The sequence below is a fragment of the Roseitalea porphyridii genome, assembly GCF_004331955.1.
GTDB lineage: Bacteria > Pseudomonadota > Alphaproteobacteria > Rhizobiales > Rhizobiaceae > Roseitalea > Roseitalea porphyridii.
On sequence record NZ_CP036532.1, the window covers coordinates 34,636 to 51,963 of the forward strand.

The 17,328-nt window shown below is 67.1% G+C and carries 17 protein-coding genes; 9 read left to right on the top strand and 8 right to left on the bottom strand.

The window, feature by feature from the left end:
- Positions 1-9 precede the first annotated feature (9 nt).
- Positions 10-390, top strand: coding sequence for a response regulator (locus E0E05_RS00140; RefSeq protein ID WP_131614841.1), 381 nt, complete (start codon positions 10-12; stop codon positions 388-390).
- Between the two features lie 112 nt (positions 391-502).
- Here the strand turns inward: E0E05_RS00140 and E0E05_RS00145 are convergent, their stop codons facing one another.
- Together E0E05_RS00145 and E0E05_RS00150 are read right to left on the bottom strand one after the other, a co-directional pair.
- Positions 503-898, bottom strand: a complete 396-nt coding sequence (locus E0E05_RS00145; protein WP_131614842.1) for a response regulator — start codon at positions 896-898, stop codon at positions 503-505.
- 2 nt (positions 899-900) lie between these two features.
- Positions 901-2,295 carry an aminotransferase class I/II-fold pyridoxal phosphate-dependent enzyme gene (locus E0E05_RS00150; protein WP_131614843.1) on the bottom strand — a complete coding sequence of 465 codons (1,395 nt, stop codon included), beginning with the start codon at positions 2,293-2,295 and terminating at the stop codon, positions 901-903.
- A gap of 203 nt (positions 2,296-2,498) precedes the next feature.
- Between E0E05_RS00150 and E0E05_RS00155 the strand changes: the two genes are divergently transcribed.
- The 6 genes from E0E05_RS00155 to E0E05_RS00180 all read left to right on the top strand — a co-directional run bounded on the left by E0E05_RS00155 (position 2,499) and on the right by E0E05_RS00180 (position 9,944).
- Positions 2,499-4,889 (top strand): putative bifunctional diguanylate cyclase/phosphodiesterase, encoded by a 2,391-nt coding sequence (locus E0E05_RS00155; protein ID WP_131614844.1) that lies wholly within the window; start codon positions 2,499-2,501, stop codon positions 4,887-4,889.
- 82 nt (positions 4,890-4,971) lie between these two features.
- Entirely contained in the window at positions 4,972-5,535 is a 564-nt protein-coding gene (locus tag E0E05_RS00160) for an outer membrane protein (RefSeq protein ID WP_039730596.1), read from the top strand.
- 114 nt (positions 5,536-5,649) lie between these two features.
- On the top strand, positions 5,650-7,695 hold the full coding sequence (locus E0E05_RS00165; RefSeq protein ID WP_131614845.1) for a M3 family metallopeptidase: 2,046 nt from the start codon (positions 5,650-5,652) through the stop codon (positions 7,693-7,695).
- A 27-nt stretch (positions 7,696-7,722) separates the two neighbouring features.
- Entirely contained in the window at positions 7,723-8,811 is a 1,089-nt protein-coding gene (locus E0E05_RS00170; RefSeq protein WP_131614846.1) for a site-2 protease family protein, read from the top strand.
- Positions 8,812-8,858: 47 nt separating this feature from the next.
- Entirely contained in the window at positions 8,859-9,374 is a 516-nt protein-coding gene (locus E0E05_RS00175) for an NUDIX hydrolase (protein WP_244597847.1), read from the top strand.
- 63 nt (positions 9,375-9,437) lie between these two features.
- The gene (locus E0E05_RS00180) at positions 9,438-9,944 is read left to right on the top strand and encodes a ClbS/DfsB family four-helix bundle protein (protein ID WP_131614848.1); all 507 of its coding nucleotides are present in this window, start codon (positions 9,438-9,440) and stop codon (positions 9,942-9,944) included.
- A gap of 4 nt (positions 9,945-9,948) precedes the next feature.
- Here the strand turns inward: E0E05_RS00180 and E0E05_RS00185 are convergent, their stop codons facing one another.
- The 6 genes from E0E05_RS00185 to E0E05_RS00210 form a co-directional block, all read right to left on the bottom strand.
- Entirely contained in the window at positions 9,949-10,593 is a 645-nt protein-coding gene (locus tag E0E05_RS00185) for a septation protein A (protein WP_131614849.1), read from the bottom strand.
- A complete protein-coding gene (ftsY, locus tag E0E05_RS00190) occupies positions 10,594-12,072 on the bottom strand; it encodes a signal recognition particle-docking protein FtsY (protein ID WP_131614850.1) in 1,479 nt (492 codons plus the stop codon). It abuts the gene before it with no gap.
- A gap of 4 nt (positions 12,073-12,076) precedes the next feature.
- Entirely contained in the window at positions 12,077-13,369 is a 1,293-nt protein-coding gene (gene mtaB / locus E0E05_RS00195) for a tRNA (N(6)-L-threonylcarbamoyladenosine(37)-C(2))-methylthiotransferase MtaB (RefSeq protein WP_131614851.1), read from the bottom strand.
- Positions 13,369-14,274: a diaminopimelate epimerase gene (gene dapF / locus E0E05_RS00200; protein ID WP_131614852.1), complete on the bottom strand. Its 906-nt coding sequence runs from the start codon at positions 14,272-14,274 to the stop codon at positions 13,369-13,371. Before dapF ends, mtaB begins: the two co-directional genes overlap by 1 nt.
- 91 nt (positions 14,275-14,365) lie before the next feature.
- Positions 14,366-14,527, bottom strand: coding sequence for a DUF1328 family protein (locus E0E05_RS00205; RefSeq protein ID WP_131614853.1), 162 nt, complete (start codon positions 14,525-14,527; stop codon positions 14,366-14,368).
- A gap of 77 nt (positions 14,528-14,604) precedes the next feature.
- Positions 14,605-15,693 carry an MBL fold metallo-hydrolase gene (locus tag E0E05_RS00210; protein ID WP_131614854.1) on the bottom strand — a complete coding sequence of 363 codons (1,089 nt, stop codon included), beginning with the start codon at positions 15,691-15,693 and terminating at the stop codon, positions 14,605-14,607.
- A gap of 144 nt (positions 15,694-15,837) precedes the next feature.
- Between E0E05_RS00210 and E0E05_RS00215 the strand changes: the two genes are divergently transcribed.
- A complete protein-coding gene (locus tag E0E05_RS00215; protein ID WP_131614855.1) occupies positions 15,838-16,830 on the top strand; it encodes a sodium-dependent bicarbonate transport family permease in 993 nt (330 codons plus the stop codon).
- A 1-nt stretch (position 16,831) separates the two neighbouring features.
- Positions 16,832-17,143, top strand: coding sequence for a DUF190 domain-containing protein (locus E0E05_RS00220; RefSeq protein ID WP_084606684.1), 312 nt, complete (start codon positions 16,832-16,834; stop codon positions 17,141-17,143).
- The last annotated feature ends 185 nt before the right edge of the window (positions 17,144-17,328 follow it).

Below are 17,328 nucleotides of genomic sequence, written 5' to 3' on the forward strand. Positions count from 1 at the left end.
GACGAGACAATGACGACCGTACTGATCGTTGAGGATCACCCCACCAACCGCGACATCATCGGCCGCCGTCTCGGCAAGCGCGGCTACACGATCCGCTTCGCCGTGGACGGCCTGTCGGCGATCGACAGCGTCCAGGAGATCCAGCCCGACATCATCCTGATGGACATCGGCCTCGGCGACGGCATCGACGGCTGCGAGACCACCCGCCGGATCAAGCAGATCCCCGAGGTCGCCCACATCCCGGTGATCGCGCTGACCGCGAGTGCGTTCGAGACCGACCGCCAGAACGCGCTGTCGGCCGGATGCACCGACTTCGACACCAAGCCGATCGATCTGGGCCGGCTGCTCGGCAAGATGAACCAGGCGCTTCACGTCCAGGCGGTCTCGTGACGATCCGGTGACCGGACGACCCCGCGATGTCGGCCATCGACGAAAAAAGCCCGGCGCCTCAACGGCGCCGGGCCTTTTCTTGTTCTGCCTTGACCCCTTGCCGGCCCGGGCGTCACGCCGCCGAGGCGAGATCCCGGTCGAGCAGGATGTTGCGCAGCGAGGGTATGTCGAGCGGCTTTAGCAGCGCAAAGGGCGCGTCCAGACCCAGCGCCAGCGCCCGCTGCCGCGTTTCCTCGAGCACCTTCGGCTCCTGGCCGCTGACGATCAGGATGCGCCCCCTGTACTGCTCGCCGGCGAGCAGTTCGAACAGATCGTTCGCGTCCAGGTTCGGCATGCAGATGTCGACCGCCAGGATCGACGGCTTGAGCGCCGACGCAAGGTTCATGACGCCGCGCGAATCCGACGTGGCGAACGCCTCGTAGCGGCACCGTTCGGCGATGCGGACGATCAGTTCGGCCGACGACACGTCATCGTCGATCGCCAGCAGCCTCTTGTGCTCGGCGAACATGATCAGGCGGCGTCCCGGACGCTGTCGAGCGCGGGCGCTGCGGCGCGCTGGTTCTTCATCAGCGACGGATGCTGGTCGCAGAGCACCAGATACTCCTTCTCCGCGTTGCGCATCGCCTGCAGCATCAGCCGCACGAGTTGGTCGACATCGGCGTGGCTGTGATCGGACATCACCTGCACGCGGAACCGCGCGCCACCCTGCGGAACCGCCGGGTATTCGACCAGATTGGCGATCGCCCCGAGGCCGCTCAGTTCGCGCGAGGCGATGCGGGCAAGGCCCTCCGCGCCGACGCGCACGGGAACGATCGCCGAAGGATCGCCCAGCGTTTCGAGGCCGACCTTGGTCATCTCCGAACGCATGTACAGGATGTTGTCCATCAGCTTGCGGCGACGATCGCGTCCCTCGGCCGAGTCGACGATGTCGAAGGCGGCCAGAACGGCGGCCGCCTGCACCGGCGACAGGGCGTTCGAGAAGGTCTGCGTGGCCGAATAGTACTTCAGGTACTCCGCCGATGCGCGGTCCTTGACCGAGATGAACCCGCCATTGGAGGCGAACGTCTTCGAGAAGCTGCCGATGATGATGTCGACATCGTGCAGCACGTTCTGAAGGCTCATGTGCCCGCGGCCGTCATCGGCCATCGAGCCGAAATCGTGCGCGCAGTCGACGAGCAGCACGGCATCGTATTCGTCGCACAGCGCCCGCATGGCCGCGATGTCCGGCGTGTCCGAATGCATCGAAAAGAGGCTCTCGGTGACCAGCAGGATGCCATTCTCGGTGTCGCTGGCGCGGATCTTCTGCAGACGCCGCTCCATCGCGCGGATGTTCAGATGACCGTGATAGTGGATGTTGCGGGTCGAGGCGCGCGCGCCCTCCTGCAGGCAGGAATGCGCCAGGACGTCCATGACCACGTGATCGTCCGGCCGGACGAACCCCTGGATCGCGGCGAAGCCGGCCGACCAGCCTGTCGGATAGAGCACAGTCTCGCGACCGTCGAGAAACGCGGTGATGCGCTGTTCGAGCAGCAGCGAATGGCGCGTGTTGCCCAGAAGCGCGGCCGAGCCGGCGCTGTGCACGCCATACTCCTTGATCGCCTCGACGGCCGCTTCCTTGACGGCCGGATGCGAGGACAGGCTCAGATAGTCTTGGCTGGCAAAATTGACGCCTTCCATGGCGAAGCCCGAATCGGTCTTGGCCGCGCAGTGCGTCTTCGGCGCGGTGGCCGTCGACTTGGCGTAGGGCCACAGATCGCAGCGCCGCCGTTCTTCCTGCCAGTCAAAGAAGCCGTCCGTGCGGCTCAGCATGTTGGTGCCGGTCATCGCCTTGTAATCGCGCAGGCTGCCGGTCAGTGCACCAAGAGTGACATTTTCGTTTTTTGTGTCGTTGGCCTTGTAAGCCATGTTCGCCCCCGAGTTACGACTTAACGGCCCGACGATAGAACGGGGAGACACAAGATCGGCTTAAGCGTCGCGGTAAACGACCGCTAAATCGCGGCTAGGTGAACGAACTCATAAGAAGTGTCGGAAAGCGGACAGCTTGATAAGCCGCGCCGGAACAATTGCTTAACCCGCCCCCGATAGATTGTCCGGCACAGGGGGACCCCATGCCGCTCGACAATCCCGTCGGTTCAGTTTGCGCCGCCATCGACCGCTATGTCGGCCTTTCCGACATGGCGCCCGCGCAGCGCCGCCGGGCCATGGCGGCCCAGGTCTCGGCCGCCCTCAATCTGGTGCCCGTCACCGCCGCGGCGGCCGTGCCGGCGGCCGCCCTGCTCCTGTTCAGCGCGTGGGGCAACGCCCGCTTTCCCATCGTCGCCGGGCTTCTGACGGTCTTCGTGCTGCTGCAACTGGCCGCGACCCGGCTGTGGTGGCGACGGCGCCACGTGGGCGAAGCCGAGCCCGGCCTGAGGGGCGCCGTGCGCCAGCTTTGCGCGATCGCCACGCTGCTCGGCCTGAACTGGGGCGTGCTTCTGGCGGTGATGGTGCCGTCCACCGACACGCAGATGCTCGTCATCGTGGCGGCGATCCTTACCGCCGGCATGCTGATCGTCGGCTTCGTCTTCGCGGCGATGGCCCAGGCCATGCTCTCCTTCATCGCGGCGAGCGGCATCACGGCGCTTGCAGGCCTTGCATTTCAGCCGGTCGACCAGGCGATCGGTTCGACGATGGCGCTCGTCGTCCTTTATCTTGTCTTCATGCCCTGGGTCGGCCTGCAGATGGCCCGGGTGTTCATGGCGGGCATTGGCGGCGAGGTCCGCCAGAAGGAGATCGCCGACCTCAACCACCGCCTGCTCAGCGGTTACGAGGAAACGGCGTCGGAATGGTTCTGGGAAACCGACGAGAGCGGACGCACGGTCCGCGTTTCGCCGCGTCTGCGCCAGCGCCTTTCGCTGCCCTCCGATGCCGGCGTGCCGCTGTTCCGGCTGCTCAGCCAGGCGGCCGTGCCCGGCGATACCGGCATCGACGCGATCCGCGCGGCGATGAACGAACGCAAGCCCTTCCACGGAGCGGAAGTAGCGGTCAGCGTCGCCGGCGAAGTCCGCTGGTGGCGCGTCTCCGGCAAGCCGACCAGCATCGATTCGCACGGCGCGCCCGGCTTCGTCGGCACCGTCAGCGACGTCACCGCCGAAAAGGCGACCGAAAGCAAGATCATCCAGCTTGCCCATCGCGACACGCTGACCGGCCTCTACAACCGGGCCAGCTTCACCGAGCGGCTGGAAGCGTCGGTGCGCACGCTCGAGCGCTACGGCACGCCGTTCAGCCTGCTGTTCCTCGACCTCGACAAGTTCAAGCTGGTCAACGACACCTACGGCCACCCGATCGGCGACAAGCTGCTTCTGGAAGTCGCCAACCGCGTGCTCGAGGCGGTGCGCAGCGAGGACTGCGTCGCGCGTCTGGGCGGCGACGAGTTCGCCATCATCATCGAGCGCAGCAACGACGCGGTCTTCGCCGCCAAGCTGGCCTCGCGGCTGATCGCAAGGGTGCTCGAGCCCTACCAAATCGAAGGCGAGACGCTGTGGATCGGCGTCAGCGTGGGCATCGCGCTTGCCCCGCAGCACGGCACGCGGCCCGAACAGATCCTGCGCAATGCGGACCTGGCGCTCTATCGCGCCAAGGAGGACGGCCGCGGCGTGTTCCGCTATTTCGAGGCCCAGATGGACTTCGCCCAGCGCGAGCGCCGCATCCTCGAACAGGAGATGCATCAGGCGCTCGAGGAAGAGGAATTCCGCCTGTGCTACCAGCCGATGATCAGCGCCGACAGCGGCTACATATGCTGCATGGAAGCGCTGATCCGCTGGGACCATCCGATCCGCGGCGAGATCTCGCCGGGCGAGTTCATCTCGATCGCCGAACAGTCCAACCTGATCGTCGAGATCGGCAAGTGGACGCTGCTGACGGCCTGCCGGGCCGCCGCCGACTGGCCCGACAATGTCTGCGTGTCGGTGAACGTCGCCGCGACGCACTTCATGCGCTCGGACATCGTCGCCGACGTGGCCACCGTCCTCGAATCCACCGGTCTCGACGGCCGGCGGCTGGAAATCGAGATCACCGAGGGCCTCCTGATCGAGGATTCCGAGGACGTCATCAATCGCCTCGCCGCGCTCAAGCGGCTCGGCTGCGCGATCGTCATGGACGATTTCGGCACGGGCTATTCGAGCCTGTCCTACCTGCTCAAGTTCCCGTTCGACCGGCTGAAGATCGACCAGTCCTTCATCGCCGACATCGGCCGTGGCGCCAGCGCCAGGGCCATCCTGATGGCGATCGCCTCGCTCGGCGAGAACCTCGGCATCAAGATCACCGCCGAGGGCGTCGAGACCCGCGAGCAGCTCTCGTTCCTGCAGGACATCGCCTGCGATCAGCTGCAGGGCTATCTGTTCTCGCAGCCGGTGCCGCACGCCGACGTCGCGCCGATGATGCTGCGCAACTTCATCGACACCAGCGCGCTGGTCGCGCTGCCGCAGGACGAGACGGCGCGAACGCGTTCGACCGGCTGAACGCCCGACGCCGAACCGTTTACCAACTGGCAACCATATCGCTTTACCGTCCTTCGCATATCCCACCGCGAAGGGTCGTGATATGCGTAAACTGATCATCTGCCTCGCCGCGCTCGCCATCCCGGCGGCTCCGGCGTTCGCCTCCGACAAGGCGGGCCGGCTCGGTACGGGCGACTGGACCGGAGCCCAGCTCGGGGTCCTCTACGGCTATGCCTGGATGAAGGACCTGCACACCGTGCTGAGGCTCGAAGCCGAAGGCGACGGCGACACGATCGGCGTCTATGGCGTGGTGAACAAGCAGATCGGCCATTTCGTCGGCGGCGGCGAGCTGACCTACACCCGTCACGACAACATGTTCACCGACGGCTCGGGCGTGAAGGTCGAGGACATGTTCGCGGCCAAGCTGCGGGCCGGCGGAGCCTACGGCCGCTTTCACGGCTACGGCGCGATCGGCGTCGCGCGCGGCACCACCAACCTGGCCGGCGACGACTGGGGCACGGTCTACGGGGTCGGCTTCGATGTCATGCTGACCCGCTATCTGATCGCGGGCCTGCAGTACAATTTCTACAATTTCGTCGACTTCAACCACACCAAGATCGACGCCGACATCAACGAACTCACCGCCCGCGTCGGCTACAAGTTCTAGCCGCCCGACGCGACCGGGGCGGCTTCGGCCGCCGAAATTCGTCCGGCCCCACTTGGCGGCACCAACGCCGTCGCCTACCTGCATCGCGTGGACAAGGCGACAGGAGATGGCGGCGTGAGCGACAATGGCACGATCAACCCGGCAATCGAGACCTGGGACGGTCCGATGGGCCTGCCCCGGCGCGAGGCGATCGCCGACACCGACTATGCGCCGGCGATCCGCCAGGGGTTTGTCCGCGACCTCGCCGAGAGCGCGGCCATCGCCGACAATCCCGAACCGCCGACCTTCGCCAACACGATCGAGGCGCTCGAGCGGTCCGGCGACCTTCTGTCGAATGCCGCGACCCTGTTCTTTTCGAAGGCCGGCAACGACACCAACGAGACCATCCAGGCGGCCGAGCGCGAGCTTTCGCCGCAGTTCGCCCGCCACGCCGGCGAGATCGCCAAGAACCGCAAGCTGTTTGCCCGCATCGACACGCTCTGGCAGCAGCGCGACGCGCTCGGCCTGAACGGCGAACAGGTCCAGGTTCTGAAGAAGTACCATCGCAACTTCGTCCGCCAGGGTGCGGCCCTCGAAGGCGATGCGCAGGCCCGGCTGATCGCCATCAACGAGCGCCTCGCCGAACTGGGCACCGCCTTTGCCCAGAACGTGCTCAAGGACGAGGCGGACTGGATCATGGTCCTCGACGACGAGGCCGATCTCGCCGGCCTGCCTTCATCGACCATCGCCGCGATGGCCTCGGCCGCCGTCGAGCGCGGCCACGAGGGCAGGCACGCCGTCACCCTCGCCCGCTCCATCGTCGTGCCGTTCCTGACCTTCTCGGACCGACGCGACCTGCGCGAAAGGGCGTTCCGCGCCTGGACCGGCCGCGGCGACGGCGACGGGGCGACCGACAACCGGCCGATCATCGCCGAGACGCTGAAGCTGCGCGCCGAAAAGGCCGGTCTGCTCGGCCATGACAGTTTCGCCGAGCTCAAGCTCGAGGGCACCATGGCCAGGACCCCCGAGGCCGTGAACACGCTTCTCGAAACGGTCTGGGACAAGGCCCGCGCGCGCGCCGGCACCGAGGCAGAGGACATCACCGCGCTGATGCGCGCCGAGGGCGCCAATCACGACCTTCAGGCTTGGGACTGGCGCTACTATGCCGAAAAGATCCGCGCCGCCCGGCACGACTATGCGGACGACGAGGTCCGCCCCTTCATGCCCCTCGAACGGATCATCGAGGCGGCCTTCCACGTCGCCGGCCGGCTGTTCGGCCTGACCTTCACCGAGAGACCCGGCACCGCCACCCACCACCCGGACGCACGCGTGTGGGAGGTGACCGACGCGAACGGCGACCACAAGGCGGTCTTCATCGGCGACTATTTCGCGCGGGCCTCCAAGCGTTCGGGCGCCTGGATGAGCGCCATGCAGCTCCAGTCGCGGCTGCTCGGCCGCACGCCGATCGTCACCAACACCATGAACTTCGCCAAGCCGCCCGCCGGCCAGGCGGCGTTCCTGTCGTTCGACGATGCGCGCACCCTGTTCCACGAATTCGGCCACGCGCTGCACGGCATCATGTCGGACGTCACCTATCCGTCGGTCTCGGGCACCAACGTGCCGCGCGATTTCGTCGAACTGCCCTCCCAGCTCTTCGAGCACTGGCTCACCGTGCCCGAGGTGCTGAACGGCTTTGCCCGGCACCACGAGACCGGCGAGCCGATGCCCGCCGCGCTGGTCGACAAGGTGCTTGCCGCGCAGACTTTCAATGCCGGTTTCGACACGATCGAATACACCGCCTGCGCGCTCGTCGACATGGCCCTCCACGCGCGCGGCGAGGCGCCGGCCGACCCGGCCGTGTTCGAGGCCGAAAAGCTGGCCGAACTCGCCATGCCTAAGGCGATCGCGATGCGCCACCGGCCGCCGCATTTCCAGCATATCTTCTCGGGCGACTATTACGCGGCGGGCTACTATTCCTATATGTGGTCTGAGGTTCTCGACGCCGACGCCTTCGCCGCCTTCGAGGAAAAGGGCGACGTGTTCGATCCCGGTCTCGCCGACGCGCTCGGTCGCCATGTCTACGGATCGGGCGGCGCGATGGAACCCGAGGACGCCTACACCGCGTTTCGCGGCAGACTGCCGACGCCCGATGCGATGCTCGAAAAGCGCGGGCTGGTCTGAGCGGACGCAAGCCGGAGGCATACGCCCATGCAATGGTCCTTTTCGATCGGCACGGTGGCCGGCAGCCAAATCCGCATCCACCTGACCTTCTTCCTTCTGCTGGCGTGGGTGGCGTTCATCTACATGCAGCAGGGCGGCGCGGCCGCCGCCGTCGAGGGCGTCGCCTTCATCTCGGCGATCTTCGCCTGCGTGGTGCTGCACGAACTGGGCCACGCGCTCGCCGCGCGCCGCTACGGCATCAAGACGCCGACCATCACGCTGCTGCCGATCGGCGGTGTCGCCTCGCTCGAACGCATGCCCGAGGACCCGCGCAAGGAGATCGTCGTCGCGCTCGCCGGCCCGCTGGTCAATGTGGTCATCGCGGCGATCCTGATCGGCGTGCTCGGCGCGACCGTCAATCTCGATCCCGCCGAAATGCTCGAGGATCCGGCCGCGAGCTTCGTGGCGCGCCTGGCGACGGTCAACATCATCCTGGTCCTGTTCAACCTCATTCCGGCCTTCCCGATGGATGGCGGTCGCGTGCTTCGGGCGCTGCTGGCGACGCGCTATTCGCGCGTGCGCGCCACGCAGATCGCCGCGCGCGTCGGCCAGTTCGCAGCCTTCGCGTTCGGCTTTCTGGGTCTTCTGGGCGGCAATCCCCTGCTCGTCTTCGTTGCGATCTTCGTCTACATCGCCGCCACCAGCGAGGCGCAGGCGACCGGCATGGTCGACATCGCCCGCTCGCTGCATGTCCGCGACGGCATGATTACGCGGTTCGAATCGCTCGGCCCCGGCGCGACGCTGGGCGATGCGGCCGAACTGCTTCTGAAGACGACCCAGCACGAATTTCCCGTCCTTGACGGCAACGGCGCGATGGTCGGCGTTCTGACACGCCGCGACCTCGTCGCCGGTCTCGAACGCACCGGACGCGACGGGTTGGTCAACGATTTCGTCAACCACGACGTGCCGGTCATCGCCGAGAGCGAGGGCCTTGATCTGGCGCTCGACCTGATCCAGCAGCAGCGCAAGCCCGCCGTGGCTGTGCGTGGCCGCGACGGCCGGCTGGCCGGCTATGTGACGATGGAGAATCTGGGCGAACTGATGATGATCCGGTCGGCCGTCGATCGCCCCGCCTGACTGTCCGCTTTGGTCCGGCGCCCTATCTCCCGACCATGAACGATCACATGCGCCCGCGCTTCACCCGCACCCGGCCGGACGGCGACACCCACCATCGCGATGTCTGCGACAGATGCGGTTTCGTCGCCTACGAGAACCCCAAGATCGTCGTCGGCTCGGTCGTCACGCACGCCGGCAAGGTGCTTTTGTGCCGCCGCGCGATCGAGCCGCGTCGCGGCTACTGGACGGTGCCCGCCGGCTATCTCGAACTGGGCGAGACGCCCGAGGAAGGCGCGGCGCGTGAAGCGCGCGAGGAGGCCAATGCCAGCCTGACGCTGCACGGGCTACTGTCCGTCTACACGGTGCGGCGCCTCAGCCAGGTGCAACTCATCTACCGGGCGAGCCTGACCGACGGGCTCTTCTCCGCCGGCGAGGAGACGCTGGAAGCGGTCCTGTTCGACTGGCGCGACATTCCCTGGGATGATCTCGCATTTCCGACCGTGCACTGGATGCTGCAGCACCAGCGTGCGTTCGAGGCGGGCGACGCGACACCGCCCTTCGGCAACCCTTCCGAAACCGATTGATCAGGCGCAAGGCGCGCAGGCCACAGGTGCGGCACGGTCGAGGCGACCCGATGGGGGAGCGCCATGCCAGCAGCCACCACGCGCGACGACCTTCTCACGGCCTTCGACAGGGAGCGGGCCAAGCTCGGCGGGACGCTTTCCGGTATCGACGCGCATATGGCCGATCGGCACGCCGCCGACGATCCGACGACGATCAAGTCGGTGATCGCCCATCGCACGCACTGGATCGGCCTGTTCTTCGACTGGTACGAGCAAGGCCTCGCCGGCAAGACCGTCGAGACCCCGGCGCCGGGCGTCAAGTGGAACCAGCTCAAGGCCTACAACGCGGCGATCTACGAAGACGCTGCAGCCCGCCCATGGGCGGAGGTCCGGGCCGGGTTCGAACAGGCCGCCGACCGCCTGCGCGCCTTCATCGCCGATGGTCACGATGACCTGCTCTACACGCCGGGGCTCTATCCCTGGATGAACAAATGGACGCTTGGCCGATGGGCCGAGGCCTCGGGGCCGAGCCATTTCCGTTCGGCCAATGCCTATGTCCGCAAGGTGCTGCGCGACAACGCCGCAGCGTGACGTCTCAGCTCTCGTCGGGGTCGATCGAGTGCCGCATGATCATCGGCATCTGCGACAGCGTGAAGGCGATGGTGATCGGCATGTTGCCCCACACCTTGAACGCGACCCAGAAATCGGTCGAGAAGTTCCGCCACAGCACCTCGTTCAGGACGGCCATGCCCGCGAGGAACAAGCCCCACCGGATGGTCAGCTTGTGCCAGCCCCTTTCGTCGATGCGGAACGCGGTATCGAAGACATAGCGCAGCAGCGAGACGCGGAAGATGAACAGCCCGCCCAGCAGCAGCACCGAGAACAGCCCGTTGATGATCGTCGGCTTGATCTTGATGAACAGATCGTTGTGCAGCCAAAGCGTCAGCGCGCCGAAGATCAGCACCACGACGCCCGATATGAGCGGCATCATCGGAATTGTCCGCGTCAGCAGCCAGGACAGGCTCAGCGAGATGGCCGTGGCGGCCATGAAGATCGCGGTTGCCACGAAGATCGGCTCGCCCAGCGCGCCCAGGAAGGTGATGCGCTCGGACAGCCATTCGGCGCGCGCATTGGCGAAGAAGAACGCCAGCAGCGGTCCGAACTCGAGCGCCAGCTTGAGCCCCGGGTTGACGGCGGGCTTGCCCTTGGGCGCCTCGGCGATCGATAGGTTCTCCGCCATCTAGACGTTCTCCGTGACCGGCGCGTCCGCGCCCGCTATGGCCCGCGCGAAATCGCTGGCGCGGAACGGTTCGAGATCGTCCACGCCCTCTCCCACACCTATAAAGTAGACCGGTAAACCAAACTTTGCAGATATGGCGACAAGTATGCCGCCGCGCGCGGTGCCGTCGAGCTTGGTCATCACCAGCCCGTTGACCCCGGCGATGTTACGGAAGATGTCGACCTGGTTGAGCGCGTTCTGGCCCGTGGTCGCATCGAGGGTCTGCAGCACGGTATGCGGCGCGTCCGGATCGTGCTTCTGCAGCACACGGACGATCTTGGCCAGTTCGTCCATCAGTTCGGCCTTGTTCTGCAGCCGGCCGGCCGTGTCGATGATGACGACGTCGGAACCGTTGTCGCGGGCACGCTCGTAGGCCTCGTAGGCAAGGCCTGCCGCATCCGCGCCGAGTTTGGTGCCGACGAACTGAGACCCGGTGCGCTCGGACCAGATCTTGAGCTGTTCGATGGCGGCGGCGCGGAACGTGTCGCCCGCGCCCAGCGTCACCGAAAGCCCGGCGGCCCGAAGCTTGGCCGCCAGCTTGCCGATCGTGGTCGTCTTGCCGGTGCCGTTGACGCCGACCACGAGGATCACGTGCGGCCTGAAGGAAAGATCGAGTTCGAGCGGCCGAGCGACGGGCGCGAGAACCTTTTCGATCTCCGTCGCCATGACGTCGCGCACCTCCTCGGGCGAGACGTCGCGGCCAAGCCGGGTCGTCGCGAGCGCGTCGGTCACGCGCATCGCCGTCTCCACCCCCAGATCGGCCTGGATCAGGATGTCCTCGAGTTCCTCGAGCGTCTCGTCATCGAGCTTGCGGCGCGTGAACACGCCCGCAATGTTGTCCGAAAGCTGCCGCGACGAGCGCGACAGGCCCGATGTCAGCCGCGCCAGCCAGCCCTTCTTTTCGGCAATTTCCGGTTCGCGGACCGCCGGAACGGGGTCATCGCCGATGGTGACGGTGCGCGCCTGTCTGGACGGTGCGGCCGTCGCGCCGGCGCCGCCGCCGGCATGGCTCGGCGTCTGGTCGGGCGGCGGCACGCCCGGCGGCTCCGGTCGGGGCGTGGGGTCGGGCTGATCGGGAACTTCGGGCTGCGGGTCGGGTTCGGTTTCCGGTACGGGCTCCGGCGTCGGCTCGGGGCGATCGGGCAGTTCGTCCGGGCTCTCCGGTCCGGGCTCGCCCGGTACGGGGTGGGCGGGATCCTCGCCGGGTTCGGGCGGAACCTCCCGCGGCACCGGCTGGTCGGGCACCTGATCGGGCGCCGGCGGCACCGGTTCGGGCTGCTGGGGCACCTCATCGGGTGCGACCGGCGGGGTCTCGAATGGCGGCGGCGGCACTTCCTGCGGTGCGCCCGGCACGGTCGGATCGTTCGACGCGGACGCTTCGGACGTGTCCTCGACCTTGCCCTTGCCGAACGAGAAGATGCGTTTGAACAGTCCTGCCATGATCCTACTCCGCCGCGATCTGGACGGCCGTGACGCCCTTGAGCGTCCGTCCATCATGGCCCGTCACGGAAACGGGCACGATGTCGCCCGGTTCCGCGCCGTGACCGGTGAAGGTCACGGGCGTGAAGTCGGGCGTCCGGCCGAAGCCGGGCTTTTCGACGAAAACCGGCTGCCGCGTGCCGGCAAGGCGGGCCAGATGCGTGGTCCAGGCTTCCTGCGCCCGTTCGCGCAGCCGCGCGGCGCGTTCCTTGATCACCGTACGTGGCAGCTGTGGCATCTTCGCGGCCGGCGTGCCCGCGCGCGGCGAGAACGGAAACACATGGACGCGCGAAAGCCCGCACGCGGCGATGATCGACAGCGCATTGTCGAACATCGCCTCGGTCTCGGTGGGAAAGCCGGCGATCATGTCGGCGCCGAACGAGGCATCGGGCCGCAGGCGACGGACGGTCTCGCAGAAGGCGATCGAATCGGCGCGCAGGTGGCGGCGCTTCATCCGCTTGAGGATCATGTCGTCGCCGTGCTGCAGCGACAGGTGGAAATGCGGCATCAGGCGCGGCTGGTTGGCGATCGCCTCGAACAGCGCCTCATCCGCCTCGATCGAGTCGATCGACGAAAGCCGCAGCCGCGCAAGGTCGGGCACCTGCCGGAGGATCGTGCCGACCAGCACGCCGAGCGACGGCGCGCCCGGAATATCCGGCCCGTAGGAAGTCAGGTCGACGCCGGTCAGCACCACCTCGCGATAACCGTTGCCGACCAGCCGCCGGACCTGTTCGACCACCGCGCCCATCGGCACCGAACGCGAATGGCCCCGGCCATAGGGGATGATGCAGAAGGTGCAGCGGTGATCGCACCCGTTCTGCACCTGCACGAAGGCGCGCGTGCGCCCCTCGATCGAATCGACCATGTGCGCGGCCGTCTCGCGCACCTCGAAAATGTCGTTGACGCGCACCTTCTCGTACCGGTTGACGCCGAAGTCGGGCAGGGCGCGGTAGGACTGGCTCTTCAGCTTGTCGTCATTGCCGATGACGAGGTCGACCTCGTCCATGGACGCGAAGCTTTCCGGTTCGGTCTGCGCGGCGCAGCCGGTGACGACGATGCGCGCCTCGGGATTGTCGCGCCGGGCCCGCCGGATCGCCTGTCTGGCCTGGCGCACCGCCTCGGCGGTGACCGCGCAGGTGTTGATGACCACGGCGCCGCCGTCGAGCGCGCCGAGTCCCGCGGCTTCGGCCTGCCGCCGCACGACCTCGCCCTCATAGGTGTTGAGCCGGCAGCCGAAGGTGGTCACCTCGACACCCATCACGCGGTCTCCGCGCCGGCATTGTCGTTGTCGCCCTCGATCGTCCGCTGCCACTGGCCCGTTGCCGGATCGAGCCGGCCGGCGAATTCCCATTCGGCCGGGCCGGTCATGATGACGTGATCGTCCGCGCGCCATTCGATGTGCAGGTCGCCGCCGGGCACGGTCACCGTCGCCGCCCGGCCGGTCAGCTCCTTGCGGGCCGCGGAGACGAGCGTCGCGCAGGCGGCCGATCCGCAGGCCTGCGTCAGGCCGACGCCGCGTTCCCAGGTCCGCATGACGATATGCTCGGGGTCGATGACCCGGGCGACCGTGATGTTGGCCTTTTCGGGGAAGATCGGATGGTTCTCCAGCAAGGGGCCGAACCTCGCCAGGTCGTGGCTCCAGACATCGTTCTGAACCCAGAAGACCGCGTGCGGGTTGCCCATGTTGACGACGGACGGCGTGTGCAGCACCGGCGCGTCGATCGGTCCGATCTGCAGTTCGATGCCGGTCGTGTCGGCGAACTCCTCCTCGAGCGGTATCTGGTCCCAGCGCAGGCGCGGCCGGCCCATGTCGACGGAGATCGAACCGTCCTCGTGCTCCTGCGCGTTCAACAGGCCGGCGATCGTCTGCAAGGTGAAGACGGCCTTGCCGGTCTCGGCCGCGAGCGCCTGCACGACACAGCGCATGCCATTGCCGCAGGCGCCGGCCTCCGAACCGTCATTGTTGTAGATGCGCACGAAGGCGTCCGTGCCATCGGCCTCGGCGTCATGGATCGCCATGATCTGGTCGAAGGCGGTCGCCGGGTCATGATGCAATGCGCGCGCCGCTTCCGCGGTGAACCGGTCGGCACGCCCGCGCATGTCGGCAACGATGATCGCGTTACCGAGCCCGTTCATTTTCGCAAATTCGACGTCGATCGCCATTCGGCCTGCCACCATCGGGAGAACGATGCTCTCCATATGGCGGAACGGCGGCCGGAATTAAACCCTGCCCGCACAGGCGGGCCGGCTTGCGTCACGCGATCGCGATGATGCCGAACAGCACCAGAAGGAACAGAATGAGGACGATCGCGATCAGGATCTTGGCGCCGCTCAGCGCCAGGCCCGACAGGCGGCCGAAACCCAGAAGGCCGGCGATGGCCGCGACGACGAGCAGGATGAGGATCAGTTCGAGCATGGAAAGCCCCTTCGCATTGATGTCATGGCATCAAACGATGAAGGGGGCCGGGAGTTCCCCCGGAAGCCGGCGGCGCCTCAGGCCCCGCTTCGGCTCGGCACGTCCCAGACCTGTCCGGGGCGCATCGGCTGGAAGCGGTCGGGCGGCACGCCGACATCCTGCAAGGCCACTTCAAGGGCCTGCAGCGGCGCCTCGACCGCTTCGTTGGTCAGCCGGAACGTACCCCAGTGGTGGCCGACCGCATGGGCTGCCCGGCACAAGGCCATGCCCTGCGCGGCTTCGGACGGGTTCTGGTGCTGGCCGGCCATGAACCAGCGCGGCTCGTAGGCGCCGATCGGCAGGAGCGCGAGGCGGAAGCCGCCATGCTTGTCGGCGGCGGCGCGATAGTTCCGGCCCTCGTGAAACCCGGTATCGCCGACGACATAGACCTTGCCGGCTGCCGTTTCGATGACGAAGGCCGACCACAGGGCCATGCGCCGGTCGCCGCTGCCGCGGGCCGACCAGTGATGCGCCGGCTCGATATGCACCCGTGTTTCACCATCAAGCCGCACCACATCGCCCCAGTTTCCGGTCGAGATGCGCGCGGCGGGCACCACCGCGCCGATGATCGTATCGTTGCCGAGCGGGGTGACGATGTGCGGATCGTGGGTCTCGACAAGCCGGGCCAGCGTCTCGACGTCCAGATGGTCGTAATGGTTGTGGCTGACCAGCACCGCGTCGATCGGCGGCAGGTCCTCAAAGGCGATGCCGGGCACGTTGCGTCGGCGCGGACCTGCAAAGGAGACGGGACTGACCCGTTCCGACCACACCGGATCGGTCAGCACGTTCAACCCGGCCATTTGCAGCAGCATCGTCGCATGGCCGACCATCGTCACCCGCAGCCCCGCGCCGGTCACGCGTTCGTCGGGTTGGGCCGGCGGAAACGGGCTTGGGTAGCTGTCCGGCCAGGGTTCGCGGCCACCGCCCAGTTGCCAGCGCAGGAGATCCGCAAAGCCCCGCGGTTCGGCGCCGCCGGGATTGAAGAACTGCGTGCCGTCGAAATTGTCGGCCGGCGGTCCGGAATAGTAGGGATTGCCGGCGCGCGCGCGACGCGCGGCGAAAAGGCCGCCGCCAAGGGCGACGAGCCCGCCCAGACCGGCAAGCGACAGAAAAAGACGTCTGTTCATGGTGGCCAATGTGGCGATGGCGCGCTTCCGGTCAAGCAAGCAGCGCAATGGCGCCCGCTTTCTTGTGCGATGCGCCATGCCCGCCTATAGAGGCGCGATCCCTCCCGCCGCGCGCCCGCGCAAGGCAACGCCCACGGACACGCCATGGACGCCATCGTTCAGCTTGCCGCAAGCAACATCCTGTCGCCGCCGGTGCTGTTCTTCATTCTGGGGTTCGCCGGCTCGATCGCCGGGTCGCAACTGACGCTGCCCGAGGCGGTCGCCAAGACGCTGTCGATCTATCTGATGCTGGCGATCGGCTTCAAGGGTGGCGTCGCGCTCGCCGCCGAAGGCCTGACGCTGGCGCTCGTGCTTGCCCTTGTCGCCGGGGCATGTCTGTCGGCGCTGATCCCGCTCGTCGCCTTCTTCATCTTGCAGCGCGTCTCGAAGCTGCCGCGCATCGATGCCGCCGCGGCAGCAGCCCATTACGGCTCGATCTCGATCGTCACCTTCGTCGCCGCGACGCAAGCCGTGCGCTCGATCGGCCTCGAGCCGGAGGGCTTCATGGTGGCCGTCGCCGCCGTCATGGAAACGCCGGCAATCCTCGTCGCGCTGTTCCTGGCGCGCTCGGCGGCAAAGCAGCGCCACAAGGACGATCCGGATGCATCCGAAGGGCTGCTGCAGGAGGTGTTCCTCAATTCGTCCGTTGTCGTTCTGATGGGCGCCTTCGTCATCGGCGCGGTCACCGGCGCCGAGGGCATGGCGGCGATCGAGGGCTTCATCGTGGTGCCGTTCACCGGCGTGCTCTGCCTGTTCCTGCTCGACATGGGCGCGGTCGCCGGGCGCGGCATGGCGCAGGCGCGCAAGGTGCTCGATGCGCCGCTGGTCGGCTTCGGCCTGCTGATGCCCTTCGTCGGCGCGACGATGGCCATCCCCTTCGCGCTCGTTGCGGGACTGTCCGCCGGCGGCACCGCGCTGCTGCTGACGCTCGCCGCCAGCGCTTCCTACATCGCCGTGCCGGCCGCCATGCGGCTGGCGCTGCCCGAGGCGCGACCATCCATCTATCTGTCCCTTTCGCTCGGTGTTACCTTCCCGATGAACCTGACCATCGGCATTCCGGCCTACGCGGCCGTGGCCCAGCTGGTCGCGGGAGGATGACATGAAGACCCATGCCAGAAAGCAGATGACGGTGATCTGCGAGGCGCCGGTGATGCACCGGATCACGCGCGTGCTCGATAAAGTGCCGGTGTCGGGCTACACGGTGTTCGACGCCCATTCGGGCAAGGGTTCGGAAGGCACCTGGGACACCGACCGGATGATCGGCGATGCCGGCCGCATGGTGATGGTGGTCTCGGTGATGTCGCCCGAGCAGGCCGACATCGCCATCGACCGCATCTACGAGGCGCTCGAGCCGCAGATGGGCATCATCACCATCGCCGACGTGGAAGTGCTGCGTCCCGAGCGGTTCTGAGCCGCCGCCTTGACTTGCCGCGCCGTTTCCCCCATAGCGCCGCCGTTCAGCGACGACACCCGTCCTTGAGCCGCCGACCGGGGCACGATCCCGGAGGTCCACACCCGACAGCGCGATGCGCCCTCGGGTGCGTTCGTGCTTTTGGGGCGGTTTGGGTTTAGCCGCTGTCGTGATTATCTCGGAGG